This window comes from Thermus sp. H19.2 (assembly GCF_054979525.1).
Genome location: NZ_CM143429.1, coordinates 698,500 through 725,140, shown reverse-complemented (window position 1 = coordinate 725,140; position 26,641 = coordinate 698,500). Strand labels below are relative to the sequence as shown.

The 26,641-nt window shown below is 68.1% G+C and carries 27 protein-coding genes; 11 read left to right on the top strand and 16 right to left on the bottom strand.

What is annotated here, in order from left to right:
- Position 1 precedes the first annotated feature (1 nt).
- From ACY5J6_RS03960 to ACY5J6_RS03950, 3 genes are all read left to right on the top strand, one after another.
- Entirely contained in the window at positions 2–739 is a 738-nt protein-coding gene (locus ACY5J6_RS03960) for a TerC family protein (RefSeq protein WP_462846055.1), read from the top strand.
- A 21-nt stretch (positions 740–760) separates the two neighbouring features.
- On the top strand, positions 761–2,161 hold the full coding sequence (fumC, locus tag ACY5J6_RS03955; protein ID WP_462846054.1) for a class II fumarate hydratase: 1,401 nt from the start codon (positions 761–763) through the stop codon (positions 2,159–2,161).
- Between the two features lie 74 nt (positions 2,162–2,235).
- Positions 2,236–2,850, top strand: a complete 615-nt coding sequence (locus ACY5J6_RS03950; RefSeq protein ID WP_462846053.1) for a superoxide dismutase — start codon at positions 2,236–2,238, stop codon at positions 2,848–2,850.
- A gap of 23 nt (positions 2,851–2,873) precedes the next feature.
- Here the strand turns inward: ACY5J6_RS03950 and mqnB are convergent, their stop codons facing one another.
- The 6 genes from mqnB to infC all read right to left on the bottom strand — a co-directional run bounded on the left by mqnB (position 2,874) and on the right by infC (position 6,888).
- Entirely contained in the window at positions 2,874–3,539 is a 666-nt protein-coding gene (gene mqnB / locus ACY5J6_RS03945; protein WP_462846052.1) for a futalosine hydrolase, read from the bottom strand.
- Positions 3,539–5,197, bottom strand: a complete 1,659-nt coding sequence (locus tag ACY5J6_RS03940) for a glycerol-3-phosphate acyltransferase (RefSeq protein ID WP_462846051.1) — start codon at positions 5,195–5,197, stop codon at positions 3,539–3,541. Before ACY5J6_RS03940 ends, mqnB begins: the two co-directional genes overlap by 1 nt.
- Positions 5,194–5,658: a COG2426 family protein gene (locus tag ACY5J6_RS03935; RefSeq protein ID WP_462846491.1), complete on the bottom strand. Its 465-nt coding sequence runs from the start codon at positions 5,656–5,658 to the stop codon at positions 5,194–5,196. Before ACY5J6_RS03935 ends, ACY5J6_RS03940 begins: the two co-directional genes overlap by 4 nt.
- Before the next feature lie 61 nt (positions 5,659–5,719).
- Entirely contained in the window at positions 5,720–6,076 is a 357-nt protein-coding gene (gene rplT / locus ACY5J6_RS03930; protein ID WP_462846050.1) for a 50S ribosomal protein L20, read from the bottom strand.
- Between the two features lie 10 nt (positions 6,077–6,086).
- Complete coding sequence (gene rpmI, locus ACY5J6_RS03925) at positions 6,087–6,284, bottom strand: 50S ribosomal protein L35 (RefSeq protein WP_054638350.1); 198 nt, start codon at positions 6,282–6,284, stop codon at positions 6,087–6,089.
- 88 nt (positions 6,285–6,372) lie between these two features.
- Entirely contained in the window at positions 6,373–6,888 is a 516-nt protein-coding gene (gene infC, locus ACY5J6_RS03920) for a translation initiation factor IF-3 (protein WP_462846490.1), read from the bottom strand.
- A gap of 92 nt (positions 6,889–6,980) precedes the next feature.
- Between infC and ACY5J6_RS03915 the strand changes: the two genes are divergently transcribed.
- Together ACY5J6_RS03915 and ACY5J6_RS03910 are read left to right on the top strand one after the other, a co-directional pair.
- Positions 6,981–7,742, top strand: a complete 762-nt coding sequence (locus ACY5J6_RS03915) for an enoyl-CoA hydratase/isomerase family protein (RefSeq protein WP_462846049.1) — start codon at positions 6,981–6,983, stop codon at positions 7,740–7,742.
- Positions 7,743–7,800: 58 nt separating this feature from the next.
- The gene (locus ACY5J6_RS03910; protein ID WP_462846048.1) at positions 7,801–9,447 is read left to right on the top strand and encodes a glutamine--tRNA ligase/YqeY domain fusion protein; all 1,647 of its coding nucleotides are present in this window, start codon (positions 7,801–7,803) and stop codon (positions 9,445–9,447) included.
- Between the two features lie 115 nt (positions 9,448–9,562).
- Here the strand turns inward: ACY5J6_RS03910 and ACY5J6_RS03905 are convergent, their stop codons facing one another.
- Positions 9,563–9,991 carry a hypothetical protein gene (locus ACY5J6_RS03905; RefSeq protein WP_462846047.1) on the bottom strand — a complete coding sequence of 143 codons (429 nt, stop codon included), beginning with the start codon at positions 9,989–9,991 and terminating at the stop codon, positions 9,563–9,565.
- Positions 9,984–10,295 (bottom strand): DUF3234 domain-containing protein, encoded by a 312-nt coding sequence (locus tag ACY5J6_RS03900; RefSeq protein ID WP_462846046.1) that lies wholly within the window; start codon positions 10,293–10,295, stop codon positions 9,984–9,986. The genes ACY5J6_RS03905 and ACY5J6_RS03900 overlap by 8 nt, the downstream gene beginning before the upstream one ends.
- A 17-nt stretch (positions 10,296–10,312) precedes the next feature.
- Here ACY5J6_RS03900 and ACY5J6_RS03895 point away from each other — a divergent pair, with 17 nt between their 5' ends.
- Positions 10,313–11,020 (top strand): TlyA family RNA methyltransferase, encoded by a 708-nt coding sequence (locus ACY5J6_RS03895; protein ID WP_462846045.1) that lies wholly within the window; start codon positions 10,313–10,315, stop codon positions 11,018–11,020.
- Here ACY5J6_RS03895 and ACY5J6_RS03890 read toward each other — a convergent pair.
- The 3 genes from ACY5J6_RS03890 to ACY5J6_RS03880 all read right to left on the bottom strand — a co-directional run bounded on the left by ACY5J6_RS03890 (position 11,007) and on the right by ACY5J6_RS03880 (position 13,924).
- Positions 11,007–12,002: an aspartate-semialdehyde dehydrogenase gene (locus tag ACY5J6_RS03890; RefSeq protein ID WP_462846044.1), complete on the bottom strand. Its 996-nt coding sequence runs from the start codon at positions 12,000–12,002 to the stop codon at positions 11,007–11,009. The genes ACY5J6_RS03895 and ACY5J6_RS03890 overlap by 14 nt on opposite strands.
- Positions 11,999–12,193, bottom strand: coding sequence for a hypothetical protein (locus ACY5J6_RS03885; protein ID WP_462846043.1), 195 nt, complete (start codon positions 12,191–12,193; stop codon positions 11,999–12,001). The genes ACY5J6_RS03890 and ACY5J6_RS03885 overlap by 4 nt, the downstream gene beginning before the upstream one ends.
- Before the next feature lie 213 nt (positions 12,194–12,406).
- Positions 12,407–13,924 (bottom strand): glycine--tRNA ligase, encoded by a 1,518-nt coding sequence (locus ACY5J6_RS03880; RefSeq protein ID WP_462846042.1) that lies wholly within the window; start codon positions 13,922–13,924, stop codon positions 12,407–12,409.
- 288 nt (positions 13,925–14,212) lie between these two features.
- Between ACY5J6_RS03880 and ACY5J6_RS03875 the strand changes: the two genes are divergently transcribed.
- From ACY5J6_RS03875 to sucD, 5 genes are read left to right on the top strand one after another with little or no spacing between them, the layout of a single operon-like run.
- Positions 14,213–16,417, top strand: a complete 2,205-nt coding sequence (locus ACY5J6_RS03875) for an ATP-dependent Clp protease ATP-binding subunit (protein WP_462846041.1) — start codon at positions 14,213–14,215, stop codon at positions 16,415–16,417.
- 13 nt (positions 16,418–16,430) lie between these two features.
- A complete protein-coding gene (radA, locus tag ACY5J6_RS03870; protein ID WP_462846040.1) occupies positions 16,431–17,711 on the top strand; it encodes a DNA repair protein RadA in 1,281 nt (426 codons plus the stop codon).
- A complete protein-coding gene (locus ACY5J6_RS03865; protein ID WP_462846039.1) occupies positions 17,708–18,715 on the top strand; it encodes a PIN domain-containing protein in 1,008 nt (335 codons plus the stop codon). Before radA ends, ACY5J6_RS03865 begins: the two co-directional genes overlap by 4 nt.
- 43 nt (positions 18,716–18,758) lie before the next feature.
- A complete protein-coding gene (sucC, locus tag ACY5J6_RS03860; RefSeq protein ID WP_462846038.1) occupies positions 18,759–19,895 on the top strand; it encodes an ADP-forming succinate--CoA ligase subunit beta in 1,137 nt (378 codons plus the stop codon).
- Complete coding sequence (gene sucD, locus ACY5J6_RS03855; protein WP_462846037.1) at positions 19,892–20,758, top strand: succinate--CoA ligase subunit alpha; 867 nt, start codon at positions 19,892–19,894, stop codon at positions 20,756–20,758. The genes sucC and sucD overlap by 4 nt, the downstream gene beginning before the upstream one ends.
- Before the next feature lie 139 nt (positions 20,759–20,897).
- Here the strand turns inward: sucD and malQ are convergent, their stop codons facing one another.
- The 5 genes from malQ to ACY5J6_RS03830 form a co-directional block, all read right to left on the bottom strand.
- Positions 20,898–22,400, bottom strand: coding sequence for a 4-alpha-glucanotransferase (malQ, locus tag ACY5J6_RS03850; RefSeq protein ID WP_462846036.1), 1,503 nt, complete (start codon positions 22,398–22,400; stop codon positions 20,898–20,900).
- Positions 22,401–22,472: 72 nt separating this feature from the next.
- Positions 22,473–23,345 (bottom strand): 3-hydroxyacyl-CoA dehydrogenase family protein, encoded by an 873-nt coding sequence (locus ACY5J6_RS03845; protein ID WP_462846489.1) that lies wholly within the window; start codon positions 23,343–23,345, stop codon positions 22,473–22,475.
- A gap of 20 nt (positions 23,346–23,365) precedes the next feature.
- Complete coding sequence (locus ACY5J6_RS03840; protein WP_462846035.1) at positions 23,366–24,220, bottom strand: DMT family transporter; 855 nt, start codon at positions 24,218–24,220, stop codon at positions 23,366–23,368.
- On the bottom strand, positions 24,210–25,430 hold the full coding sequence (locus ACY5J6_RS03835; RefSeq protein WP_462846034.1) for a M16 family metallopeptidase: 1,221 nt from the start codon (positions 25,428–25,430) through the stop codon (positions 24,210–24,212). The genes ACY5J6_RS03840 and ACY5J6_RS03835 overlap by 11 nt, the downstream gene beginning before the upstream one ends.
- Positions 25,423–26,634 carry a M16 family metallopeptidase gene (locus tag ACY5J6_RS03830; RefSeq protein WP_462846033.1) on the bottom strand — a complete coding sequence of 404 codons (1,212 nt, stop codon included), beginning with the start codon at positions 26,632–26,634 and terminating at the stop codon, positions 25,423–25,425. The genes ACY5J6_RS03835 and ACY5J6_RS03830 overlap by 8 nt, the downstream gene beginning before the upstream one ends.
- Positions 26,635–26,641 lie beyond the last annotated feature (7 nt).

Sequence of the window (26,641 nt, the reverse complement as noted above, 5' to 3'; positions counted from 1 at the left end):
CATGGACTGGCTCACCAACCCCGAGGTCTGGGTGGCCCTGGTCACCCTCACGGCGCTGGAAGTGGTCCTGGGCGTGGACAACGTGATCTTCATCAGCATCCTGGCCTCCAAGCTCCCCCAGGAGGAGCAGGACCGGGCCCGGGTGGTGGGCCTCTCCCTGGCGGCCCTCACCCGCATCCTCTTCCTCCTCTCCATCGCCTGGATCATGGCCCTGAAAAAGCCCCTCTTCGCCCTCTTGGGGCACGAGGTCACGGGCAAGGACCTGGTCCTCATCGCCGGGGGACTCTTCCTCATCTACAAGGCGGTGAAGGAGATCCACGAAAGGCTGGAAGGGGAGCCCGGCCATGCGGTAAAAAGGGTGGCCCCGAGCTTTTCCAGCGTCATCGCCCAGGTACTCCTCTTGGACATCGTCTTTTCCATAGACTCCGTCATCACCGCCGTGGGCCTCAGCCGCCTTGTGGGGGTGATGGTGGCGGCCATCCTGATCTCGGTGGGCATCATGCTCCTGGCCTCCAAGGGCATCTACGCCTTCGTGAACCGGCACCCCACGGTGAAGATGCTGGCCCTAAGCTTCCTCCTCCTCGTGGGCTTCACCCTGGTGGCGGAGGGCACGGGGGTCCACATCCCCAAGGGCTACGTGTACTTCGCCATGGGCTTCGCCGTCTTCGTGGAGTGGCTGAACCTCAGGGCGGGCCTTCGGGGAAGCCCGGTGAGGCTCCACGACCCCTACGAGGAATAAAATCGGGGCGGGAGGTGGCTTATGGAATACCGGATGGAGCGGGACACCATGGGCGAGGTGCGGGTGCCGGCAGACAGGTACTGGGGCGCGCAGACCCAGCGTTCCCTAGAGCATTTCCGGATCGGGGCCTGGCGCTTCCGCATGCCCCTGGAGGTCATCCGGGCCTACGGGATGCTGAAGAAAGCCGCCGCCAGAGCCAACCTGGAGCTGGGGGAGCTTCCCGAGGAGATCGCCCAGGCCATCCTCCAGGCGGCGGAGGAGGTGGTCCAGGGGAAGCTGGACGACCACTTCCCCCTGGTGGTCTTCCAGACGGGAAGCGGCACCCAGACCAACATGAACGTCAACGAGGTCATCGCCAACCGGGCCTCGGAGATCCTGGGAAAGCCCCTGGGGAGCAAGTACGTCCACCCCAACGACCACGTGAACCGGGGGCAGAGCTCCAACGACACCTTCCCCACCGCCATGTACGTGGCCGTGGCCCTGGCCCTCCACCAAAGGCTCTACCCGGCGGCGGAAGGCCTGATCGCCACCTTGGAGGAAAAGGCCCAGGCCTTTGACGGCATCGTCAAGATCGGCCGCACCCACCTCATGGACGCCGTGCCCATCACCCTGGGCCAGGAGGTAGGAAGCTGGGCTGCCCAGCTCGGGAACACCTTGGCCATGGTGAGAGAGGCGGAGAAGGGGCTCTACCACCTGGCCATCGGGGGCACCGCCGTGGGAACGGGCCTAAACGCCCACCCCCGCTTCGGAGAACTGGTGGCCAAGTACCTGGCGGAGGAGACGGGGCTTCCCTTTAGGGTGGCGGAAAACCGCTTCGCCGCTTTGGCCGCCCACGACGAGCTGGTCTTCGTCATGGGGGCCCTCCGCACCCTGGCCGGGGCCCTGATGAAGATCGGCAACGACGTCCGCTGGCTGGCCTCGGGGCCCTACGGGGGCATCGGGGAGATCTTCATCCCCGCCAACGAGCCCGGGTCTTCCATCATGCCCGGGAAGGTGAACCCCACCCAGGTGGAGGCCCTCACCATGGTGGTGGTGCGGGTCTTTGGCAACGACCACGCCGTGGCCTTCGCCGGGAGCCAGGGCAACTTCCAGCTCAACGTCTACAAGCCGGTGATGGCCGACGCCGCCCTGGAGTCCATCCGGCTCCTCGCCGAGGCCATGGAGTCCTTCAACGAGCACCTGGCCAAGGGGATTGAGCCCAACCTGGAGCGCATCGAGGAACACCTGCAAAAGAACCCCATGCTGGCCACCGCCCTCAACAAGGCCATCGGCTACGACAAGGCGGCGGAGATCGTCAAGAAGGCCCTCAAGGAGAAGAAGACCCTGAAGCAGGCGGCCCTCGAGCTCGGCTACCTCACGGAGGAGGAGTTTGACCGCATCGTGGTCCCCATGAGGCTCGCCAAACCCCACGAGGAGGCGTAGGCGGCGCGGGGCTTTGTGAGAAAGGCCACTCCCCCGGGGGTGGCCTCCTTTATAGTGGGGGGCGGAGGTGAAGTATGCCGTACCCGTTCAAGCTTCCTGACCTGGGCTACCCCTACCAGGCCCTCGAGCCCCACATCGACGCCCAGACCATGGAGATCCACCACCAGAAGCACCACGGGGCCTACGTGAATAACCTCAACGCCGCCCTGGAGAAGCACCCCTACCTGCACGGGGTGGAGGTGGAGGTCCTCCTGAGGCACCTCGCCGCCCTCCCCGCCGAGATCCAGACCGCCGTGCGCAACAACGGGGGCGGCCACCTGAACCACAGCCTCTTTTGGAAGCTCCTCACCCCAGGAGGCGCCAAGGAGCCCGTGGGGGAGCTGAAGAGGGCCATTGACGAGCAGTTTGGGGGCTTCCAGGCCCTCAAGGAGAAGCTCACCCAGGCGGCCATGGGCCGGTTCGGCTCGGGCTGGGCCTGGCTCGTGAAGGACCCCTTCGGCAAGCTCCACGTCCTCTCCACCCCCAACCAGGACAACCCCGTGATGGAGGGCTTCACCCCCATCGTGGGCATCGACGTCTGGGAGCACGCCTACTACCTCAAGTACCAGAACCGCAGGGCGGATTACCTCCAGGCCATCTGGAACGTCCTCAACTGGGACGTGGCCGAGGCGTTCTTCCAACAGGCCTAGGCGGGGACCGCAACCCGGGGCCCCTACGGGGGCCCTTTTTCCGTAGCGAGGAGGCGCCCCACAACCCCGGCGAGGGCGGCGACCGCCTCCCGGGTCCGCCATGCCTCCCTATTCCGCGCCCCGGCGGGGTTGGAGATGGCCCTAAGCTCCGCCCCCCGCACCCCCAAGGCCAGGCAGGCCCGGGCGAAGGCCGCCCCCTCCATGTTCTCCAAGGAGGCCCCCCACCGCTGGGCCAAGGCCAGGGCCTCCTCGAGGGTCTCCGAGACCAGGTCCCGGGTGAGGCCCACCGCCACCTTCAGGCCAAGCCTCTGGGCGAGCTCCCCGGTGAGGCCGGGGTCCAAGGGGAAGCGGTTGAAGTAGCGCCTTTCCCCGAGGGCCAAGGCGGGAAAGCCCAACGGCTCAAGCCCCTCCCTAAGGCCCAAGTCCGCCTCCACCTCCTCCCCCACCAAGACCGCCTCCCCCAGAGGAGGCCCCCCGGGGTAGGCCCCGGCGAGGCCGAAGAGGAGGGCCTTTTCCACGGGGTTTCGGGCGGCGTAGGCCGCGAGGGCCATAGCGGCGTTCACCTTGCCGATCCCCGTCTCCAGGTAGACGAAGCCCGGCCCCTTAAGGCCCCTCCAGGCCAGGAAGGCGAAGGGCTCCCCCTGCAAAAAGGGGGCCTCGAGGCGGGTAGGGGAAAGGAGGAGCCACACTACTCCACCACCCTGAACCCCAGGGCCTCGGCCCGCTCCACGAAGAACTGGACGTTCTCCGCCCTGACCTCGCCCCCGAGGCTTTTCCGGTCAAAGGCCTCCTCCGCCGCCAGGATCATGGTCTCGGCGAGGCAGGCGGGGACCTGGTCGGGGGCCCCGAAGTGGAGGTCCAGGGTGGCCCTGGCCTCCCCGGGAAGCCGCACCACCCCCCCGGGGATGACCCTAACCCCCGGCACCTCCCTGACGGAGGGGTGGACGTCGGGGGGGACCCCCTCGTCGTAGATCCAGGCCCCGGGTTTGACGTGCTCGGGGTAGATCACGGGGGCGGGGTCGCTGGTGGCGGTGAAGACCAGGTCGGCCTCCCGTATGGCGGCGATCTCCGTGGTGGCCAGGATCTCGGGGGCCTCGCCTTTCCTTTCCAGGTTCTTCCTGAGGCTCTCCGCCGCCTTTTCCAGGCGCTTTAGGTCCCGCCCCACCAGGATGAGCCGCCCCACCAAGGGGGCGATCTGGCGGGCGATGCCGAAGGCCACCACCCCGTTCGCCCCCACCACGGCCGCCGTGGTCCCCTTCAGGTCCTTGCCGCTTTGGGCGAAGTGGGCGAGGATCTTGGGGATGGCCGCGCGGACGGTGCCCGCGGTGTAGGCGCCGCCGTTCGTCACCTCAATGCCCGGCACCGCCTCCTGCACCGCCTTTCCCTTCTCCCCCACCACGCTCCAGAAGGCCCCGAGGCCCACCACCGTGGCCCCGAGCTCCTTGGCGAGCCGCGCCCCTTGGATGGCTCTCCGCACGGCGAGCTCGGGCTTGGCCTTGATCTGGTGGGGAAGGAGGGGGGCGGAGATCAGGTGGCATAGGACCTCCCGCCCGTCCGCCGTCCGCACCCCCCGCACCTCCCCCACCTTCATGGGGCGGAAGCGCTCGGCGAGGCGCTCCATCCACTCCTGCTTAAGGAGGCCCAGGCGCACCAGGGGCCTAAGCCAGCGGAAGCGTGGGCTCTGCCAGAAGTCCTCCAGGGTCAGGGGGTGGATGAGGAAGGCGCAGACCACCTGCTTTTCCGAGGGGAGGGGCAGGGGCTCCCCGAGCTTGGGCTCGGTGCCCTCGAGGATCCGCCCCAGGTTCTCCTTGTAGCGCCAGAGGGCAAGGAGAAAGAGGGCGAGGGCGAGCATCCTTTCGGGAAGGCCAAAGCCTCCAAAGAGCATCGCCCCTAAAAGCCCCAGGGGAAGCCCCAAGGCGGCCAAGGAGGCGTAGCCCGTGAGGGCGTAGAGGACAAGGCCCAAGGCCACGGGGACGAGGCCCAGGGCGGGCGGGAGGGGAAGGCCGGAAAGCACGCCAAGAAGCACCCCCGCCCCCTTGGCCCTTAGGGGCCAGGGGTCCCGGAAGAAGAGGGGGTAGAGGTGGCCGAGGTAGGCCGCCACCCCCAAGGCGAGAAGGCCGGCGAGGTCCAGCCCCAAAGCCCGCCCCACAAGAAGGGGTAGGTAGCCCTTGAGGAAGTCCAGGAGGAAGGAGAGGAGAAGGAGGCCTAGGCCCAGGCGCCTAAGGGCGCTTTCCAGGCCCAGGGTGTAGGGGCTTGCCGTGCGCAGGTCCACCCCGCGCCGCCTGGCCAGCCAGTACCCGAAAGGCAGCGCCCCCAAGAGGTAGGCGAAGGGAAGAAGGGCGGTCATCGCAGGTAGTTTAGCCCGGCCACCGCCCCCCCGGTGAGGAGGAGGACCAGGCCTCCGGCGGCCACCACCCCCAAGGAGATGGCCAGAAGGGCGTAGCGCCGCCTAAGGCCCAGGACCACGGCCAAAAGGCTCCCGCTCCAGGCCCCGGTGCCGGGAAGGGGCACGGCCACGAAGAGGAAAAGGCCCAAAGCCCCCAGGCGCTGGACCTGCTCCTCCCCCCTAAGCCGGACCCGGGCCTCGAGGGCCCCCCAGGCCCGCGCCAGGAGGGGAACCCGGGTGGCGAGGCCCAGGACCCAAGGGAGGAGGGCCAGGGCCAAGGGAGCCACCAGCAGGTTGCCCAGGAGGCCCAGGAAAAAGGCCTCCCAAAGGGAAAGCCCCAGGGCCACCCCCAGGGGAATGGCCCCCCTAAGCTCCACCACCGGAAGGGCCGCCACCAGGAGGACGTAGAGTTGCGGCGGGATCACGCCCATCCTCTTATGGGAAAAGGCGCCGGAGCCCCGCCCGGCGCCCTTTCCCCGGCCCTCAAGCCCGGGCCGCCTTGGCCCGCTCCACCAGCTCGGCGAAGGCCTGGGGCTCCCGCACCGCCAGGTCGGCCAGGACCTTGCGGTCCAGGGCGATGCCCGCCCTCTTGAGGCCATTCATGAAGCTAGAGTAGTTCATCCCGTGCTGACGGCAGGCGGCGTTGATGCGCACGATCCAGAGCTTGCGGAACTCCCGCTTCTTCTGCTTGCGGTGGGCGTAGGCGTAGTTGCCCGCGGCGAAGAGGGTTTCCCGGGCCTTGCGGAAGCTCTTGGAGCGCAGGCCCCAGTACCCCTTGGCGAGCTTCAGGATCTTCTTGTGCCTCCTGCGGCGGACGAATCCGGTTTTGGCGCGCGGCATCCTCTACCTCCTACTCGTAGGGGAGGAGGAGCTTGATGCGCTCCGCCTCGGGCTTGGCCAGGACGAACTTCCGCCCCTTCTGACGGATCTCCTTGCCCGACTTGTGCCAGTTGAGGTGCCGCTTGCCCGTCTTCATGGCCACCACCTTGCCCGAAGCGGTCACCTTGACCCGCTTCTTGGCGCCCTTATGGGTCTTCATCTTGGGCATACCTTTCCTCCGCCCTGGGAAGCGCCCCCGAAGGGGTCTTGGGTGCTCCCCAAAGCCTTCCCACTATACCAGAGGAGGCGGTTTCGGTCTAGGCCGATACCTTGGCCGGGGCCAGGAGCATGTTCATATCCCGGCCGAGGATCTCGGGCTTCATCTCCACCACCGCCATCCCCTTAAGGTCCTCGGCCACCCGCTCTAAAAGCCTCTCCCCCAGCTCGGGGTGGGCCATCTCCCGCCCCCGGAACATGATGGTCACCTTGACCTTGTGCCCCTCCTCCAGGAAGCGCTTGATATGGCCCAGCTTGGTCTTATAGTCGTGCTCGTCGATCTTTACCCGGAACTTGATGGACTTCACCTCGGTGCGCTTGGCCTTCTTCCGGGCCTCCTTTTCCGCCACCTGCTGCTCGTAGCGCCACTTGGAGTAGTCCATGATCCGGGCCACGGGCGGATCGGCGGTGGGGCCCACCAGGACCAGGTCCAGGTCCTGCTCCTGGGCCAGGCGCAAGGCCTCCCGGGTGTCCATGATGCCGAGCTGCTGCCCATCGGGGCCGATAACCCTCACCTGTTTGGCGCGGATGCGTTCGTTGGTCAGGTACTCCTTTATCTACACCACCTCCTAGCCCGCCAAGCCTTCTCGCCGGAGTTTGCGGGCTAAGGGGAGTGTAGCAGGAAAAGGCCCTCGGCTACAATGGGGGCATGGTCCAGGTGGAAAGAGGCCGCGTGGCCACCCTCTTCCTCAACGATCCCGAGCGGCGCAACCCCCTCTCCCCGGGGATGGTGGAGGGGCTCCTCCGGGCCCTGGAGGCTCTGGAGGAGGACCCCGAGGTGCGGGCCGTGGTCCTCACGGGAAGGGGCACGGCCTTCAGCGCCGGGGCGGACCTGGCCTTTTTGGAACGGGTCACGGAGCTCGGGGCCGAGGAGAACTACCGCCACTCCCTCTCCCTCATGCGCCTCTTCCACCGGCTCTACACCTACCCTAAGCCCACGGTGGCCGCGGTGAACGGCCCGGCGGTGGCCGGGGGGGCGGGGCTCGCCACCGCCTGCGACCTGGTGGTCATGGACGAGGAGGCGAAGCTGGGCTACACCGAGGTGAAGATCGGCTTCGTGGCCGCCTTGGTCTCGGTGATCCTGGTGCGGGCCGTGGGGGAAAAGGCCGCCAAGGACCTCCTCCTCACGGGGAGGCTCGTGGAGGCAAGGGAGGCCAAGGCCCTGGGCCTTATAAACCGCATCGCCCCTCCCGGAAAAGCCCTGGAGGAGGCGGTGGCCTTGGCGGAGGAGGTGGCGAAGAACGCCCCCACTTCCCTTCGCCTCACCAAGGAGCTCCTTTTGGCCCTTCCGGGGATGGGCCTCGAGGACGGCTTCCGCCTGGCCGCCCTGGCCAACGCCTGGGTGCGGGAGACGGGCGACCTGAAGGAGGGCATCCGGGCCTTCTTTGAAAAGCGGCCGCCCCGGTTTTAAGTGCCCCAAAAGGACCCGGCCAGGTGCAGCTCCTAGGCTTCCCCCGTAAACTGCTCTTATGGGCCTCGTCCCCGAGTGCTTCATCACCGAGATCGTGGAGCGGGACCTCAAGGAGGGGAAGTACGCCAAGCTCGTCACCCGCTTTCCCCCGGAGCCCAACGGCTACCTCCACATCGGCCACGCCCGGAGCATCGTCCTCAACTTCGGCCTGGCCCAGGACTACGGCGGGGAGTGCAACCTGCGCTTTGACGACACCAACCCCGAGACGGAGAAGGAGGAGTACGCCCGGGCCATTGAGGAGGACGTGCGCTGGCTGGGCTTCCGGCCCGCCCGGGTCCTCTACGCCTCGGACTACTTTGAGACCATGTACCAGTGTGCCTTGGTCCTCATCCAGGAGGGCAAGGCCTACGTGGACGACCTCCCCGAGGAGGAGATGAGCGCCCTAAGGGCCCAGGGGAAGCCAAGCCCTTATCGGGAAAGGAGCGTGGAGGAGAACCTGGAGCTCTTTGAGAGGATGCGCCGGGGGGAGTTCCCCACGGGAAGCCGGGTCCTAAGGGCCAAGATCGACCCCGCCCACCCCAACTTCAAGCTCCGCGACCCCGTGCTCTACCGCATCGTCCACGCCCCCCACTACCACGCCGGGGACAAATGGGTCATCTACCCCATGTACGACTTCGCCCACCCCATGGAGGACTTCGTCGAGGGGGTCACCCACTCCCTTTGCACCCTGGAGTTTGAGAACAACCGCGCCATCTACGACTGGGTCATTGAGAACCTTAAGGGGAAGTGCGGGCTTCCCACCTCCCCCAGGCCCCACCAGTACGAGTTCGCCCGGCTGGACCTGAGCCACACCGTGCTCTCCAAGAGGAAGCTCATCAAGCTGGTGGAAGGGGGGTACGTCTCGGGCTGGGACGACCCTAGGCTCCCCACCCTGAGGGGCCTGAAGCGGAGGGGGGTGAGGCCCGAGGCCATCGTGGAGTTCGTGCGCAAGACGGGGATCTCCCGCAACGAGGCCCAGATAGAGATGGACCTCTTTGAGGAGGTGGTGCGGGACGACCTGAACCCCATCGCCCCCAGGGTCTTAGGCGTGGTGGACCCCCTGAGGGTGGTCCTCACCAACTACGAGGGGGAGGAGTGGATAGAAGCCCCCTACTGGCCCCGGGACATCCCCAAGGAGGGAAGCCGCCCCCTCCCCTTCTCCCCGGAGCTCTACATCGAGCGCACGGACTTTAGCCTCCACCCCCCCAAGGGCTGGAAGCGCCTCGCCCCGGGGCAAAGGGTGCGCCTAAGGCACGCCTACGTCATTGAGCTTGAGGACGTGGTGGAGGAGGGGGGCGAGGTGAGGCTCCTCAAGGCCCGGATCGTCCCCGGCACCCTGGGGGCGAACCCCGAGGACGGTATCAGGCCCAAGGGGGTGATCCACTGGGTCTCCGCCCGCCACGCCCTCCCCGTGGAGTTCCGGCTCTACGGCAGGCTCTTCCGCACCAAGGACCCGGAGGAGGGGGGGGACTTCCTGCAGAACCTCAACCCCGAGGCCCTTGTGGTGAAGCGGGGCTTCCTCGAGCCGAGCGTGGCCCAGGACCCCGAGGACACCCGCTACCAGCTGGAGCGCCTGGGCTACTTCTGGCGGGACCCCGTGGACTCGAGGCCCGTGGCCCTGGTGATGAACCGCATCGTGCCCCTAAAAGAGGGTTATAGGGTCTGATTCGCTCATCCGGCCGCCGCCGAACATCCCCGCCAGGGCTTTTTGCCGGAGTCCCCTCGCTGGCTTTTGGCCCCGCCGGAGCCCCCATGTCGGCCAAGGCCGGCATGGGGTGGCTTTAAAGCCCCACGCTCAGGCCCAAGGCCAGGCCCAGGCCGAAGGATCGGACCGGGCTCAGGTAGTAGACGGGCTGGGCCTCGAGGTAGACCCCAAGGAGGGGCAGGGGGAGGTTGAGCCAGGTGCCCAAGATCCCCCGCACGCCCCCCTGGCCCCGCCCCTCCTGGGGGAAGGTGAGGCCGGGGCCCGTGCCGTAGAAGCCCCCCAGGCCCAGGTAGAGGTCGGTGAGGGGGAGCTTGAGGAGGAGGTCCACCCCGCCCCCCATGGCCTCGAGGCCCACCCCCCCGTAGGCCCGCCCGTCCAAGAGAAGGGGAACGAGGGGGAAGCGCAGCCCCCCTTGGAGGCCGAAGGGGCTACCCACGCTGACCTCGGCCCGCTGGGCCACGCCGAAGGCCAAGACCAAAAAAAGCGCCGCCAAAACCCTACCCACGCCGCACCTCCTTGAGAAGGTCCTCCACCTTGGCCACCTGCGCCCGGTGGGTCCCGGGGCGGTAGTCCACCATGACCGCCTCCACCTGGAGCATCCCGAGGGCCCTCAAAAAGGCCTCCTTCAGGGCCGGGCTCTCCAAGGAGCTCACCCGCATCCCCAGGTGGGGGTGGTGGGCCAGGAAGGCCTCGGCCAGCTCCCGGCTCGTCCAGATCCCGGAAAGCCTCTCCCCCAAGGCCTCCACCACCAGGTGCTCCCCGGGCTCCCCCTCCAGCACGTACCAGGTACCGGAAAGCTCCGGCTCCACGGAAGCATAATACCCTCGTGCGCCTGGACCGCTACCTGGTGGAACGGGGCCTGGTGGAAAGCCGGGAGAAGGCCAAGCGCCTGATCCAGGAGGGCAAGGTGCGGGTGGGGGGAAAGGTGGTGCAAAAGCCCGCCCACCCCGTGCCCGAGGGCGCCGCTGTGGAGCTTCTAGCGGAGGAGCGCTACGTGGGCCGGGGGGCCTATAAGCTCCTCGGAGCCCTTGCCGCCTTCCCCGTGGAGCCCAGGGGCAAGGTCGCTGCCGACCTGGGGGCGAGCACCGGGGGGTTCACCCAGGTCCTTTTGGAGCGAGGGGCGAGGCGGGTCTACGCCGTGGACGTGGGCAAGGGCCAGCTCCACCCCCGCCTGCGGGAAGACCCCCGGGTGGTGGCCCTGGAGGAAGAGGACGCCCGCACCCTGGTCCTGCCGGAGCCCGTGGACCTGGTGGTGATGGACGTTTCCTTCATCTCCTCCACCCTCCTCCTCCCCAAGGTCCTGGAGCTCCTCAAGCCCAGGGGAGAGGCTTTGGTCCTGGTGAAGCCCCAGTTTGAGCTGGGCCCCGGGGCCCACAAGGGGGTGGTGCGGGAGGAGGCCAAGCGGCGGGAGGCCCTAAGGCGGGTGCGGGAAAAGGCCAGGGAGCTGGGCTTCCAGGTCCTGGGGGAAAGGGAAAGCCCCCTCCCGGGCAAGGAGGGGAACCTGGAGTACTGGCTTTGGCTCAGGCGCCCTTAAGCCACTCCTCGGCGATCTGCACGGCGTTTAAGGCGGCCCCCTTCAAGAGCTGGTCCCCCACCACGAAGAAGTCCAGGCCGTTCTCAAAGGCGAGGCTTTTCCGGATCCTTCCCACCTCCACCTCCCACTTGCCGCTCGCGGTGAGGGGCATGGGGTAGCGCTTGGCCTGGGGCTCGTCCACCACCTCCACCCCCGGGGCCTCCTTGAGGACCTCCCGGGCCGCCTCCGGGGTCACGGGGCGGGCGAACTCCACGCTCACCGCCTCGGCGTGGGCCCTTAGGGTGGGCACCCGCACCGCCGTGGCGCTGATCTTTATGGATTCGTCCCCGAAGATCTTGTGGGTCTCCCAGACCACCTTCATCTCCTCGCGGGTGTAGCCATTTTCCTGGAAAGAGTCTATGTGAGGGATGACGTTGAAGGGGAGGGGATGGGCGAAGGCCTCCGCCCCCGGCGCTTCCCCGTGGAGGAAGCGGTGGGTCTCGGTAAGGAGCTCCTCCATGGCCTTGGCCCCGGCCCCTGAAGCCGCCTGGTAGGTGGCCACGATGACCCGCTTGGCCTGGAAGGCCCGGTGCAAGGGCCACAGGGCCATGGCCAGGATGGCCGTGGTGCAGTTGGGGTTGGCGATGAGGCCGCGGTGCTGGAAGATCTTCTCCCGGTTCACCTCGGGCACCACCAGGGGGACCCAGGGCTCGTAGCGCCAGGCGCTGGAGTTGTCTATGACCAGGGCCCCGCCCTCGGCCCAGACCAAGGCCTTGGCCTTGGAGATGGCCCCCCCGGCGCTCGCCAGCACCAGGTCCACAGGGAGAGGCCCCTCGGGCAAGGGCTCCACGGGGATCTCCTCGCCCCGGAAAACGAGGCGCATCCCAGCGGAGCGGGGAGAGGCGTAAAGCCTGAGCTCGCTTAGGGGAAAGTTCCGGGCCTCGAGGACCTTGAGGATCTCCCGCCCCACGGCCCCCGTGGCCCCCACCACGGCCACCCTCATGCGTCCTCCGTAAGCTCTAGCTCTTCCCACATGACCCGGGTGTGGGCCCAGAGGTGGGTGAGGCTATGGAGGACCTCCTCCTCCAAGGCGCTTCGCGCTTCCGGAGGAGCCTCCTTCAGCCTTTGGTACACTGCCTTGAGGCGGTCCACCTCCTCAAAGAACTCCTGCCAGATGGGGTCAGGTAGGCCCACTACCTTCTCAACCTGCGGAGTAGCCACCTTCGTTCCCCTTCCCATGCCTGGATCTCCCTTTCCCACTTTCCAATCAACCCCCAGTCGGGGTTAGCCCTTTCCAGCTCCTCCCTAATCCTCCGGTGATGCTGAAGGATTTGGTATTCCAATCCTTCCAGCCGCTTGCGAAGCTGCTTGTTCCTGCCCAAGGCGCCCCGCGAAGATGCCTATAGCTTACCACCTAAGCCTCTCCCGAAGGAAGCCCTCCAGCTCGTCCACGTGGAGCCTTATCTGCTCCATGGTGTCCCGGTCCCGCACCGTGACCGTGTCCTTGAGCCTGGTGGTGCCGTCCTTGCTCTGGCCGAGGGTATCGTAGTCCACGGTGACGGCGAAGGGCGTGCCCACCTCGTCGTGGCGGCGGTAGGCCTTGCCGATGTTGCCGGTGTCCTCGTAGAGCACCCGCCCAAGGCCCAAGGAAAGAAGCCTCGCCTTGAGGCGCTTGGCGTACTCGGTGATCTCCGGGCGGTTCTTCACCAGGGGGATCACCGCCACCTTGATGGGGGCGAGCTGGGGCTTGAGCTTGAGGACGATGCGCTCTTCCCCACTGGGAAGCTCCTCCCGGGTGAAGGCCTCGGCGAGGAGGGCCAAAACCCCCCGGTCCACCCCGGCGGAGGGCTCTATCACGTAGGGCACGAACCACTTCCCCGTCTCGGGGTCGCGGTAGGCGAGGCGCTGGGTGGAGTGCTCGTTCCTGAGGACCCGGGCGGTGACCCCCAGGGCCTCCTGGTCCTTGGTGTGGCTCCCCAGGTCAAAGTCCGTGCGGTTGGCGATGCCCTCGAGCTCCTCCAGGCCGTGGGGGAAGCGGTAGAGGATGTCCACGGTGGCCTTGGCGTAGTGGGCGAGCTCCTCTGGGGGCTGCTCGTAGGGGACGAGGTTCTCCCGGCTTAGGCCCATCTCCTGCCACCACTTGAGGCGCTCCTCCACCCAGTAGCGGTGCCAGTACTCGTCCTCCCCCGGGCGGACGAAGTACTCGATCTCCATCTGCTCAAACTCCCGCACCCGGAAGATAAAGTTCCTGGGGGTGATCTCGTTGCGGAAGGCCTTGCCGATCTGGGCGATGCCGAAGGGAAGCTTGCGGCTCGTGGCGTCCAGGACGTTCTTGAAGTTGACGAAGATGCCCTGGGCGGTCTCCGGGCGGAGGTAGGCCAAGGCGGCCTCCTCCTCCACAGGGCCCACGTAGGTCTTGAACATCATGTTGAAGTAGCGGGGCGGGGTCCAGTCCCCAGGCTCCCCCGTGGCGGGGTCTATGACCCCGGCGGCGGTCATGGCCCCCCCGGCCCTTTCCGGAGCCCGCATCATGGCCTGGACCAGGGCGTGGAGGCCCCCTTCCACCTCCATGGCCCGGTAAAGCCGCCCGAGGACCTCCTCGGGCTGGTCCTTCAGAAGGTGGTCCAGGCGGTAGCGCTTCTTGGAGAGGCGGTTGTCCACCATGGGGTCGGCGAAGGTGGCCTCGTGCCCGGAGTAGTGGAGGACCAGGCGGTGGGTGAGGACGCTGGCGTCCAGACCCTCCATGTCGTCCCGCTCGTAGACGTTTCTGCGCCACCAGGCTTGCTTCAGGTTGTTCTTCAGCTCCACCCCTAAGGGCCCGTAATCGTAGGTGCCCTGGAGGCCCCCGTAGATCTCCGAGCCCTGGAAGATAAACCCACGCCGCTTGCAAAGCGCCACCAGTTCCTCGAGGGTGCTCGCTGGCATTCTTCCTCCCTAGGGGGGCGAGGGCCCCCGGTTAGAGGGCATCTTATACCACCCCATGCTGGCCCAATAAGTGCCCGCACGTTGTTTTCGCAACCTGGGACGCCCGAAACAGGGTGAGGAGAAGGCTCCTTTGGGGCCCCCGCCGCGGTGGGGCACTTAGCGTGGGGTCCCGTACAAAGACCCGCACTGGGCCTGGAGGAAGGACGCATGCCCAAGGGGCCAAGGTGAGCCCGGGCGCAAACCCCCAAGGGGAGGGGGGTTAGGCTAGAATGTGAGGTAGAGGGGAGCATGAACAGGTACGACGATCGCGCCAGGCTGGTTTTTCACTACGCAAGGGAGGAGGGGAGCCGTTTAGGCCACTCCATGATCGGCCCAGAGCACCTCCTCCTGGGCCTGATGCGCGAGGGGGGCACGGCGGCCCGCATCCTCCAGGAGTACGGGGCGAGCCTCGAGGCCATGCGCCGCATGGTGGAGGAGCTGGTGGGGCGGGGTGAGGGAAGCCGCACCGGGGAACCCCCCGCCATCACCCCTAGGGCCCGGCGGGTGATGGAGCTGGCCAGCGCCGAGGCCCGCAACATGGGGGCCCCCGTCATCGGCACCGAGCACATCCTCCTGGGCATCATCCGCGAGGGGGACGGGATCGCCTACCGCATCCTCAGCCACTTCGCCAAGGACGTGGACGCCATCCGTTGGCGCATCCTCTCCATGGCCGAGGGGCGCGAGCGGGAAAAGCCGGTGAACACCCCCTTCCTGGACGAGTACGGCCGCGACCTCACCAAGGAGGCCCGGGAGGGGAGGCTGGACCCGGTGATCGGCAGACAGGAGGAGATCAACCGGGTGATCCAGATCCTGGCCCGCCGCACCAAGAACAACCCCGTGCTCATCGGCGATCCCGGGGTGGGCAAGACGGCCATCGTGGAAGGCCTGGCCCAGGCCATCGTGGAGGGCCGGGTCCCCCCCATCCTCAAGGGGGCCCGGGTGGTGGCCATCGACCTGGCCGGGGTGGTGGCGGGGACCAAGTACCGCGGCGAGTTTGAAGAGCGCCTGCGCCAGATCATCGAGGAGCTCAAAAACGCCAAGGTCATCGCCTTCATCGACGAGCTCCACACCCTGATCGGGGCGGGCGGGGCGGAGGGCACCCTGGACGCCGCCAACATCCTGAAGCCCGCCCTGGCCCGGGGGGAGATCCAGGTCATCGGGGCCACCACCACCGGGGAGTACCACCGCTACATAGAGAAGGACGCCGCCCTGGAGAGGCGCTTCCAACCGGTGATCGTCCTCGAGCCCTCCCCGGAGGAGACGCTGGAGATCCTAAAAGGCCTCCGCCCCCGCTACGAGGCCCACCACGGGGTGATCATCCCCGACGAGATCCTGGAGCTTTCCGTAAAGATCGGTATCCGCTCCCTTCCCGGGCGCAACTTCCCCGACAAGGCCATCGACCTCATCGACGAGGCGGCCTCGAGGGTGCGCCTGAACGCCTCCCTGGGCCTCCCCGTGGCCGAGGAGGAGGACGGCACCCCCATCGTCACCCGGGAGGACATCGAGGCGGTGGTGGACTCCTGGGGCGGGGTCTACGTGGACGACAAGGACGACCAGAAGCTCATGCACCTGGAGGAGGAGCTGAGGAAGCGGGTGGTGGGCCAGGAGGAGGCCATCCGCGCCCTGGCCAGCGCCCTCCGCCGGGCCCGGGTGGGCCTCGGGGGGAGGACGCGGGTGGCGGCGAGCTTCCTCTTCGTGGGCCAAAGCGGGGTAGGCAAGACCCAGCTGGCCAAGGCCCTGGCCGAGGTCCTCTTCGGCTCGGAGAGGGCCCTCATCCGCTTTGACATGTCCGAGTTCCAGGAGCCTCACTCCATCTCCAAGCTCATCGGCGCCCCACCGGGGTACGTGGGCTACGAGCAGGGGGGCCGCCTCACCGAGGCCGTGCGGCGGCAACCCTTCAGCGTGGTCCTCCTGGACGAGATCGAGAAGGCCCACCCCGACATCTACAACACCTTCCTCCAGGTCCTGGACGAGGGCCGCCTCACCGACGGCATGGGGCGCACCGTGGACTTCCGCCGGGTGATCCTCATCATGACCTCCAACACCGGCTACAACGTGGGGCCGGCCATCGGCTTCACCTCCAAGGAGGTGGACACCGAGTCCCCCTTGAAGGCCCTCTTCACCCCGGAGTTCTTGGACCGCCTGGACGAGGTGATCCGCTTCCGCCCCCTCACCGAGGAGGAGCTGGTCCAGGTGGCCCGGCTCATGCTGGAGGAGATCCAAAGGGAGTTGAAGGGCCGGGATATAGAGGTGGTCTTCGCTCCCGAGGTGGCCCGCTTCGTGGTGGAGCAGGCCCCCAAGACGGGGAGCGCCCGGGCCATCCGGGGGGTCATCCGCGAGCGCATCGAGGACCCCCTTTCCCTGGCCCTCCTCAAGAAGCCGGCGGGCCGCCTCTACGTGAACGTGGAGGACGGGCACCTGGCCTTCCACGAGGTGGAGGAGTTCCTGGTGTGAAGCACCCCCCGGCGTGAGGAGGCAGGAGAAGGCCAGCTACGTCTGCGTGGAGTGCGGCTACCGCACCCCGAAGCCTCTGGGACGGTGCCCGGGGTGCGGGGCCTGGGGAAGCTTCCAGGAGGCCCTTCCGGACCCCCCCCGCAAGGAGAGGCCAGGAAGCCCGGCCACCCTCCTGCCCCTCTCCCAGGTGGACGAAAGGGAGGAGCGCCGCTTCTCCTCGGGGCTTTCCGAGGTGGATCGGGTGCTGGGCGGGGGGTTCGTGCCGGGGGAGGTGGTCCTCCTGGGGGGGGAGCCCGGGGTGGGCAAGAGCACCCTCCTCCTGGAGATGGCCAAGGCCATGCCGGAGCGGGTCTACTACCTGGCGGGAGAGGAGTCCCCGGCCCAGATCAAGCTGCGGGCCCGGCGCCTTGGGGTGAAGGACCTCCTCCTCCTCCGGGAGACCCGGTTGGAACCCCTCCTCCACCTCCTGGAGCGGGAGCCCCCCGAGGCCCTCTTTGTGGACTCCATCCAGACCATAGAGGCCGGAGGAAGCCCCGGGAGCCTGGTGGCGGTGCGTGAGGCCACCTCCGCCTTCGTGCGCTTCGCCAAGGAAAGCGGGGCCGCGGTGGTCCTGGTGGGGCACGTGACCAAGGAGGGGGTGGTGGCGGGGCCCAAGAGCGTGGAGCACGCCGTGGACGCCACCCTCTACCTGGAGACCGCTGGGGTCTACCGGGTCTTAAGGAGCGCCAAGAACCGCTTCGGCCCCGTGGGGGAGCTCGGGGTCTTCCGCATGGAGGAGGAGGGGCTGCTGGAGGTGAAAAACCCCTCGGAGGCCTTCCTCCTGGAGAGGCCTTTGGGGGTGCCGGGGAGCGCCATCGCCCTGGCCCTGGCGGGGGAACGGGCTTTGGCCCTCGAGGTCCAGGCCCTGGCCGCCAAGACTCCCTTCCCCGCCCCCCGCCGGGTGGTCCAGGGGCTGGAGGCCAGGCGGGTGGACATGGTCCTGGCGGTGCTGGAAAGGCGGCTTGGCCTGCCCCTGGCCAACCTGGACGTCTACGTGAACCTGGCCGGGGGGCTTAAGGTCTTGGACCCCGGGCTGGACCTGGCCGTGGCCCTGGCGGTGTATTCTGCGGTGGTGGGAAGGCCCCTGCCCCAGGACCTGGCGGCCGTGGGGGAGGTAGGGCTTCTGGGAGAGGTGCGGAGCGTCACCGGACTGGAGAGGCGGCTTCGGGAGGGGGAGCGGGCGGGCTTCGCCCGCTTCCTGCACCCCGGCAACACCCGAAGCCTGGGGGAAGCGGTGGAGCGGTACCTGGGATGAACGGGCGTCTTTTCCTCTACCTCCTCTTCGCCCTTGTGGGCTACCAGGGGGCGGTGGCCCTGGAGGGCCTGGGCCTCCTCCCCCGCTCCGCCGGCTTCCTCTCCCTGAACCGCCTCTATCTGGCTACGGCGGGCTTCCTGAGCGGGGTCCTCCTGGCCCCCCGGCTGGAGGCCTTCCTGGAGAGGCGCCTGGCCCGCCTGCGGGCCCTCCCCCCCGAGGTGCCGGTGGCCCTCACCCTGGGGGCCACCCTGGGCCTCCTCCTCACCGTGCTCCTCACCAGCCTCCTTTCCCAGGTGCCGGGCTTCAGCCCCTACCACAGCCTCCTTCTGGCCCTCTTCCTGGTAGGCCTCTTCGCCTACCTGGCCCTGGGGTACAAGGAGTACCTCCGCCCCCCCCAAAGGGAACGCCGCCCCCAGGGGGGCAAGGTGCTGGACACCAGCGTCCTGGTGGACGGGCGCCTCGCCGAGGTGGCGGCCACGGGTTTCTTGGAAGGCCCCCTCTACGTGCCCCACTTCGTCCTGAAGGAGCTCCAGCACTTCGCCGACAGCCCCGACGCCCTGAAGCGGGCCAAGGGAAGGCGGGGCCTCGAGGCCCTGGAGAGGCTGAAGGAGCACCTCCCCCTGGAGGTGGTGGAGGAAGCCCCAAAGGGGGAGAGCGTGGACGAGAAGCTCCTCTTCCTGGCCCGGGACCTGGGGGCGGCCCTGGTCAGCAACGACCTCGCCCTTTTGCAGATGGCTCGGATCTACGGGGTGAAGGCCCTGTCGGTCCAGGCCCTGGCCCAGGCCCTTCGCCCCCAGCTCCAGGTGGGGGACACCCTGAGGCTCCACATCCTCAAGGAGGGCAAGGAGCCCCACCAGGGGGTGGGCTACCTGGAGGACGGCTCCATGGTGGTGGTGGACGGGGGCATCCGCTACCGGGGCCAGGAGGTGGAGGTGGTCATCACCCAGGCCATCCAGACCCAGGTGGGCCGCCTCTTCTTCGCCCGGCCCGCCGCAGAGGCCTGAAGGTATAATGCCTCCTGGCCTTGGCCGGCCAAGGAGGTGGAGCTTGAACCTGCACGAGTATCAAGCCAAGGAGATCCTGGCCCGCTACGGGGTGCCCGTGCCGCCCGGCAAGGTGGCCTACACCCCGGACGAGGCGAAGAGAATCGCCGAGGAGTTCGGCAAGCGGGTGGTCATCAAGGCCCAGGTGCACGTGGGGGGGAGAGGCAAGGCGGGGGGAGTGAAGCTCGCCGACACCCCCCAGGAGGCCTACGAAAAGGCCCAGGCCATCCTGGGGATGAACATCAAGGGCCTCACCGTGAAGAAGGTCCTGGTGGCCGAGGCGGTGGACATCGCCAAGGAGTACTACGCGGGCCTCATCCTGGACCGCGCCAAGAAGCGGGTGGTCCTCATGCTCTCCAAGGAGGGGGGCGTGGACATCGAGGAGGTGGCCGCCAGAAACCCTGAGGCCATCCACAAGTTCTGGATTGACCCCCACAAGGGGTTCCGCCCCTTTGAGGCCCGGGAGATGGCGAAGCGGGCGGGGCTTGAAGGCAACCTCAACAAGCTCGCCCAGGTCCTGGTGGCCCTCTACCGGGCCTACGAGGGCGTGGACGCCTCCATCGCCGAGATCAACCCCCTGGTGGTGACCACGGACGGCCAAATCGTCGCCGCCGACGCCAAGATCGTCCTGGACGACAACGCCCTCTTCCGCCACCCCGACCTCGCCGAGCTCAGGGAGGTGGAGGCCGAGCACCCCCTGGAGGTGGAGGCCAGCAACTACGGCTTCGCTTACGTGAAGCTTGACGGCAACATCGGCATCATCGGCAACGGGGCGGGCCTCGTGATGTACACCCTGGACCTGGTGAACCGGGTAGGGGGCAGGCCCGCCAACTTCCTGGACATCGGCGGCGGGGCCAAGGCGGAGGTGGTTTACAACGCCCTCAAGGTCGTCCTCAAGGACCCTGACGTCAAGGGGGTCTTCATCAACATCTTCGGGGGCATCACCCGGGCGGACGAGGTGGCCAAGGGGGTGATCCGCGCCCTGGAGGAGGGCCTCCTCACCAAGCCCGTGGTGATGCGGGTGGCGGGCACCGCCGAGGAGGAGGCCAAGAAGCTTTTGGAGGGGAAGCCCATCTACATGTACCCCACGTCCCTCGAGGCGGCCAAGGCCATCGTGGCCATGGTGGGAGGTGCGGCGTGATCCTGGTGAACCGCGAGACCCGGGTCCTGGTCCAGGGCATCACCGGCCGGGAAGGGCAGTTCCACACCCAGCAGATGCTTTCCTACGGCACCAAGATCGTGGCCGGGGTCACCCCGGGCAAGGGAGGGAGTGAGGTCCTGGGGGTGCCGGTGTACGACACGGTGAAGGAGGCGGTGGCGAACCACGAGGTGGACGCCTCCATCATCTTCGTGCCCGCCCCCATGGCGGCGGACGCCGCCCTGGAAGCCGCCCACGCCGGGATCCCCCTCGTCGTCCTCATCACCGAGGGCATCCCCACCCTGGACATGGTGCGGGCCGTGGAGGAGATCAAGGCCCTGGGCTCCCGCCTCATCGGAGGGAACTGCCCGGGGATCATCAGCGCCGAGGAGACCAAGATCGGCATCATGCCGGGCCACGTCTTCAAGCGGGGAAAGGTGGGCCTCATCAGCCGCTCCGGCACCCTCACCTACGAGGCCGCGGCCGCCCTCTCCCAAGCGGGGCTCGGCACCACCACCACCGTAGGGATAGGGGGCGACCCCGTCATCGGCACCACCTTCAAGGACCTCCTTCCCCTCTTCAACGAGGACCCGGAGACCGAGGCCGTGGTGCTCATCGGGGAGATCGGCGGCTCCGACGAGGAGGAGGCGGCGGCGTGGGTGAAGGACCACATGAAGAAGCCCGTGGTGGGCTTCATCGGGGGCCGCTCCGCCCCCAAGGGAAAGCGCATGGGCCACGCCGGAGCCATCATCATGGGCAACGTGGGCACGCCGGAGTCCAAGCTTAAGGCCTTCGCCGAGGCGGGCATCCCCGTGGCCGACACCATTGACGAGATCGTGGAGCTGGTGAAAAAGGCCCTGGGCTAGGGCCCAGAACCCTTCCGAGCCCCCTTCGGGGGGCTCGTACCCCTTTGGCGTGAATCCTTCGCCTAAGCCCAAGTACGGAAGCCCTGCGGGCCTTTTTGACCGGGGCCCCCATGCTGGCTTGCGCCAGCATGGGGTGGTATCATATCCGGCCCGTGGCCTCGGCCATGGCCCTGAGCCTCTTCCCGTGCTCCGGGGTAAGCCCTCCCGGAAGGAGCCGCCAGGCCCAGTTCCCCGAGGGCCTTCCCGGGTAGTTCATCCGGGCCTCGCTGCCCAAGGAGAGGACGTCCTGCACCGGGTAGACGGCAAGCCGGGCCACGGAGGCCATCCCCAGGCGCATCAGGGCCCAGGGCACCTCCGCCTCCTCCTGGAAGAAAATCCCCCAGTCCGCCAGGTAACGCTCCAGGAAGGCCCTTTCGTGGGGGGTGGCCGTGCGGTACCAGCCCAGGGTGGTGTCGTTGTCGTGGGTGCCGGTGTAAACCACCACCCGGCCGTGGGCGGGGTAGTTGTGGGGGAGGAAGGGGTTTTCCATCCCGTCGTCAAAGGCGAACTGCAACACCTTCATCCCGGGAAGGCCGAAGCGGTCGCGCAGGGCCTCCACCTCGGGGGTGATGACCCCCAGGTCCTCAGCCAGGATGGGCACCTCGCCGAAGAACTCCTGGATCTTCTGGAAGAGCTTCTCCCCCGGGGCCTTGACCCAGCGCCCCTCCACCGCCGTGGGGCAACTGGCGGGGATCTCCCAGTAGGCCTCAAAGCCGCGGAAGTGGTCTATGCGCACTAAGTGGAATAGCTCCAGGGCTTTTTCCAGGCGGCGGATCCAGAAGGAGAATCCCTCCTGCTCCAGAACGTCCCAGCGGTAAAGGGGGTTACCCCAGCGCTGGCCAGTTTCCGAGAAGTAGTCGGGGGGCACCCCGGCCACCACCGTGGGGCGGCCCTCCTCGTCCAGGTGAAACCACTCGGGATGGGCCCAGACCTCGGCGGAGTCCTCGGCCACGAAGATGGGCATGTCCCCGATGATCCTGAGGCCCAAAGCCTCGGCCTCCGCCTTCAGGGCCCCCCACTGGCGGAAGAAGAGCCACTGGGTGAAGGCGTGGAAGGCCACCTCCTCCGCCAAGGCCTCCTCCGCCTCCTTTAGGGCCTTCGCCTCCCGCTTCCTCAGGGGGAGGGGCCACCGGTTCCAGGGAAGCCCCCCATGCCGGCCTTTGAGGGCCATGAAGAGGGCGTAGTCCCCCAACCAGTAAGCCTCCTCCGCCTGGAAGCGGGCGAAGTCTTCCCGCTCCTCCGGGGGGGCCTTCTCCCGGAAGCCCCGGAAGGCCTCCTTCAGGGCGGGCCACTTCCAGGCGTAGAGGAGGCCGTAGTCCACCCGGCCCTGGGGGAAGCCGGGGTCCTCGAGGCGCAGGTAGCCCCGCTCCGCAAGGGGCCTCAGGTCTACGAGGTAGGGGTTCCCGGCGAAGGCGCTGAAGGACTGGTAAGGGGAGTCGCCATAGCCCGTGGGGCCCAGGGGGAGGACCTGCCAGTACCGTCCCCCCGCCTCCCGCAGGAAGCGGAGGAAGTCCCGGGCCTCCTCCCCCAGGACGCCCACGCCGTAGGGACCGGGGAGGCTCGTGGGGTGGAGGAGGAGGCCATAGGCGCGGGGAAGCTCCATGGCCCCAGTATACCCCCGGGGCTTGGAAGAGTTTCCAGAGCGAAGCGCTTTCGGGGCCCCCGCGCGGGGTCCTCAGCCCACCTTGTTTCCCTTCTCGTCGTAAGTGTAAAAGCCCCGGCCCACCTTGCGGCCCAAAAGCCCCGCCTGCACCATGCGGCGAAGGAGGGGGGAGGGCCGGTACTTGTCGTCCCCGAAGCCCCGGTGGAGGACCTCCATGATGGCCAGGCAGGTGTCCAGGCCGATGAAGTCGGCGAGCTCCAGGGGCCCCATGGGGTGGTTCATCCCCAGGCGCATGATGCCGTCAATGGCCTCCTTGGTGGCCACCCCTTCCCGCAGGGCCTCCATGGCCTCGTTGATCATGGGCATGAGGAGGCGGTTGGAGACGAAGCCGGGGTAGTCCTGGACCTCCAGGGGGGTCTTCCCCATGCGCCTCGCCACCTCCACCACGGTGTCCCGGGTGGCCTCGGAGGTGAGCTCCCCCCGGATCACCTCCACGAGCTTCATGAGGGGCACGGGGTTGAAGAAGTGCATGCCGATGAAGCGCTCCGGACGCCCCGAGTAGCGGGCGAGGGCGGTGATGGGGATGGAGCTGGTGTTGCTCGCGAGGATGGCCTCGGGCTTGGCCAGGGCCCCCAGGCGCTCAAAGAGCCTCCGCTTCTCTCCCTCGTCCTCCACGATGGCCTCCACGATGAGGTCGGCGTCTTTGAGGTCCTCGAGGCTCAGGCTCGTCCAGATCCGCCCCAGGGCCTCTTCGTAGGCCTCCTGGGTGATCTTTCCCTTCTCCAGGAACTTGACCAAAGAGCGCCTTATGGCGGCGAGGCCCCTTTCCAGGAAACTTTCCGCCACGTCCACCAGGACCACCTGGTAGCCGGCGTTCGCCGCCACCTGGGCGATGCCGCTTCCCATCTGCCCCGCGCCCACCACGCCGATCCGCTTGACCTCCATGGCCTTCACCCCGGCCCATTCTACGCCCTGAGGTTCACCAGGAGGACCCCGAGGAGGGCAACCCCCCCGCCCAGGAGGGAGAGGGGGGAGGGCACCTCCCCGAGCCAGAGGTAGGCGATGAGGAGGGCCAGGACCGGGGAGAGGTAGAGGAAGGAGGAGAGGCGGGAGGCCGGGGTGCGGGAGAGGGCGTAGGTCCAGGTGAGGTAGGCCAAGGCCCCGGGGAAGACCCCGAGGTAAAACGCGGAGAGGAGTGCGGGCCTCGGCGCCGTCCCCATGGCCTCGGGAAGCCCCGGGAGGAAGACGAGGAGGGGCAGGGTGCCGAGAAGCAGGGTGTAGACGGTCATCTCCTCGCTCTTGTAGCGGCCGAAGAGGGGCTTTTGCAGGACGAAGTAAAAAGAAGTGGAGAGGGCGGCGAGGAGGACGAGGAGGGCCCCGGGGCTAAGCCCCACCCCACCCCCCTCCCCGAAGGCGATGAGGGCGGAGCCCAAGAAGGCGAGGCCGAAGCCCAAGACCCCCCGCCTCCCGAGCCTTTCCCCCAGGAAGAGGTGGGAGAGGAGGGCGGTGAAGACGGGCCCCGTGGCGATGAGCAGGCTCGCCGCCCCCGCGCTCACCGTAAGCTCCCCGTAGACCAAGGCGGCGTGGTAGAGGGTGATGCCCAAGAACCCCAGGAGGAAGAGGCGGGGAAGGTCCTCCCGCCTCGGGGGAGGAAGCCCCCGCAAGAGGGCGTAGAGGAGGAGGACGGCCCCCGCCACCAGGAAGCGGAGGAGGACGAGGTGGCCGGGACTTAGGCCCACAAGCCCCGCCCGGATCCCGGCGAAGGCGCTCGCCCAGAAGAGGACGGTGAGGAGGGCCGCCCCTAGGGCCTTAGGCTCCATGGGGAAGGACCAGGTAGTAAAGCCCCTTTTCCAGGAAGCCCCGCTCCAAAAGGCCGTTCACCTCCCGCGCCGAAACCCTCTGGACCCTGGCCTTCACCTCCTCCAGGGAAAGGTAGCGGCCGGTGTAGAGGTACTCCATCCCCAGGTGGAAAAGCCGCTGCATGGGGGTCTCCCCGGCGAAGACGAGGCCCGTGGCGAGGGGGGTCTTGGCCCTCTCCACCTCCTCCTCCGTGACCCCCTCCTTGTGGAGGCGGTCAAGCTCCTCCCGGAGGGCAGAAAGCACCGCCTCCTTGTGGGCGGGGTCCGCCTGGACGTAGGCGTGGAAGAACCCCGCCTGGTCGGCCTCCTCGTGCCCGACGGAGGCCGCTTCCGCCAGGCCCTTGTCCACCAGGGCGAAGTGGAGCCTTCCCGAGCCCTCCTCCCCCAGGAGGTGGGCGAGGACCTGGCCGGGGAAGCGGGCCTCCTCCTGGTAGGCAAAGCCGGGAAAGAGGGCCACCAGGTAGAGGGCCCGGGCCTTCTCGTAGGGGCGCTCCTCCACCCCGAAGGCGGGCACTAAGGGCGGGTAGGCTCTTTCCGCCTCGCCCTCAGGCCAGGCCTCGGTGAGGCGCTCGGCCTCGGCGAGGAGGCGGTCAAAGTCCACCCGCCCTGTGGCGGCGAGGACCATGTTCTTAGGCAGGTAGCGCCTCCTGTGGTAGGCCGCCATTCCCTCCTGGGTGAGGGCGGCGATGCTCTCCCGCGTCCCCAGGACGCTGTTCCCCAAGGGGTGGCCCCCGAAGAAGCGGGCGCGGGCCCATTCATAAGCCATGAAGCCCGGGCGGTCCTGGTAGCGGGCGATCTCCTCCAGGATCACCTGCTTTTCCGTCTGGAAGTCCTCCTCCCGGAGGGCGGGGCGCATGAGCTTGGAGAAGAGGCCGAGGAGGTCGTAGGCGAACTCGGGAAGCACCGCCCCGTAGTAGACCGTGGCCTCCTCGGAGGTGAAGGCGTTGTACTGGGCCCCCATCCGGTCAAAGGCCCGGTTCACAGCGAGGGCGTCCATGTCCTCGGGGCCCTTGAAGACCATGTGCTCCAGGAAGTGGCTCACCCCGCTCTCCTCCCTCGCCTCGTCCCGGGCCCCCGTTTTCACGAAGTAGCCCAGGGCCACGCTCCGCGCCCCCGGGACCACCTCGGCGATGACCCGTAGGCCGTTTCTGAGCTCGGCTTCCCTAAACATCCTCCACCTCCCCCAAAAGCCCCACCCAGGGGTCCCGGTAGGGGTGGGCCTTTAGGAAGGCGTTCACCGCCTCGAGGCTCGTCCCCTCAATGGCGGCCTCAATCTCGGAAAGGGAGCGCACCCTCCCCAGCATGTAGAGGTCCCGGGCCATGGAGGCGGCGCGGCTCCTAACGGACTCGTCCGCCATCACCAGGGCGGTCTTCAGGCCCACCTTGGCCCGGGAAAGCTCCTCCTCCGTGACCCCCTCGGCCAAGCGCTCCATTTCGGCGAGCATCACCCCCAGGGTGGTCTTCGCCCGCTCCTTGGTGGTCCCGGCGTAGGCCATGAGGAGGCCCCGGCCCTTGACCCCGGCGGGGAAGGCCGAAACGGCGTAGACCAGGCCCCTTTTCTCCCGCACCTCGGTGAAAAGGCGGCTAGACATCCCCCCGGAGAGGACCTCCAGGGCGAGCCTCGCGGCGTAGAAGCCCGGGTCCTCGGGGCCCACGTCGGGGTAGGCGAGGCCGATCTGCACCTGGGCCGTGGGCCTCCTGAGGACGAAGCGGTGGGGCTCGGAGAGCTCCGGGGCGGGGTAAAAGGCCTCCTCCCCCTCCCAGGCGAGGAAGGGCTCGAGGGCGGCGCGAAGCCTCTCCCAGGACACCCCTCCCGCCACGGCGAGGATGGCCCCCTTGGGGGTGTAGCGCCTCCGGTAGTCCGCCTTCAGGGCCTCGGCCCTTGCCCCCTTAAGGTCCTCCTCCCGGCCCACGGGCTCGCGCCCGTGGGGGGAGCGGAAGACCTGGCGGCGAAGCTCAGAAAGGAGCTTCCTCGCGGGCTGGTCCTCCAGGGAGAGGAGGGCCTGCAGGGCCACGGACCGGACCGCCTCCAGGCCCTCCTCGGGAAGGCGGGGCCTCGTGAGGAGGAGGGCGTAGAGGCGGAAGACCTCCTCCAGGACCTCGGGGAGGAAGGCGGCGGTGAAGGCGGTGTACTCCAGGCCCGCCCCGCTACTCCGCCGCACCCCCAGGGCGTCCAGGGCCTGGGCCAGGGCCCTGGTGTCCAGGTCCCCCGCCCCCTTCCAGAGCCACCCCTCGAGGAGGGCGGCCGCCCCCTCCATCCCCTCGGGGTCGTTCACCGCCCCGGCGGGGACCAGAAGCTGGAAGGCGACCCCGGGAAAGTCCCGCTCCTCCAGGGCCACCACCAGGCCGTTGGGTAGGCGCTCCACGCGGCTCACAGGCCTA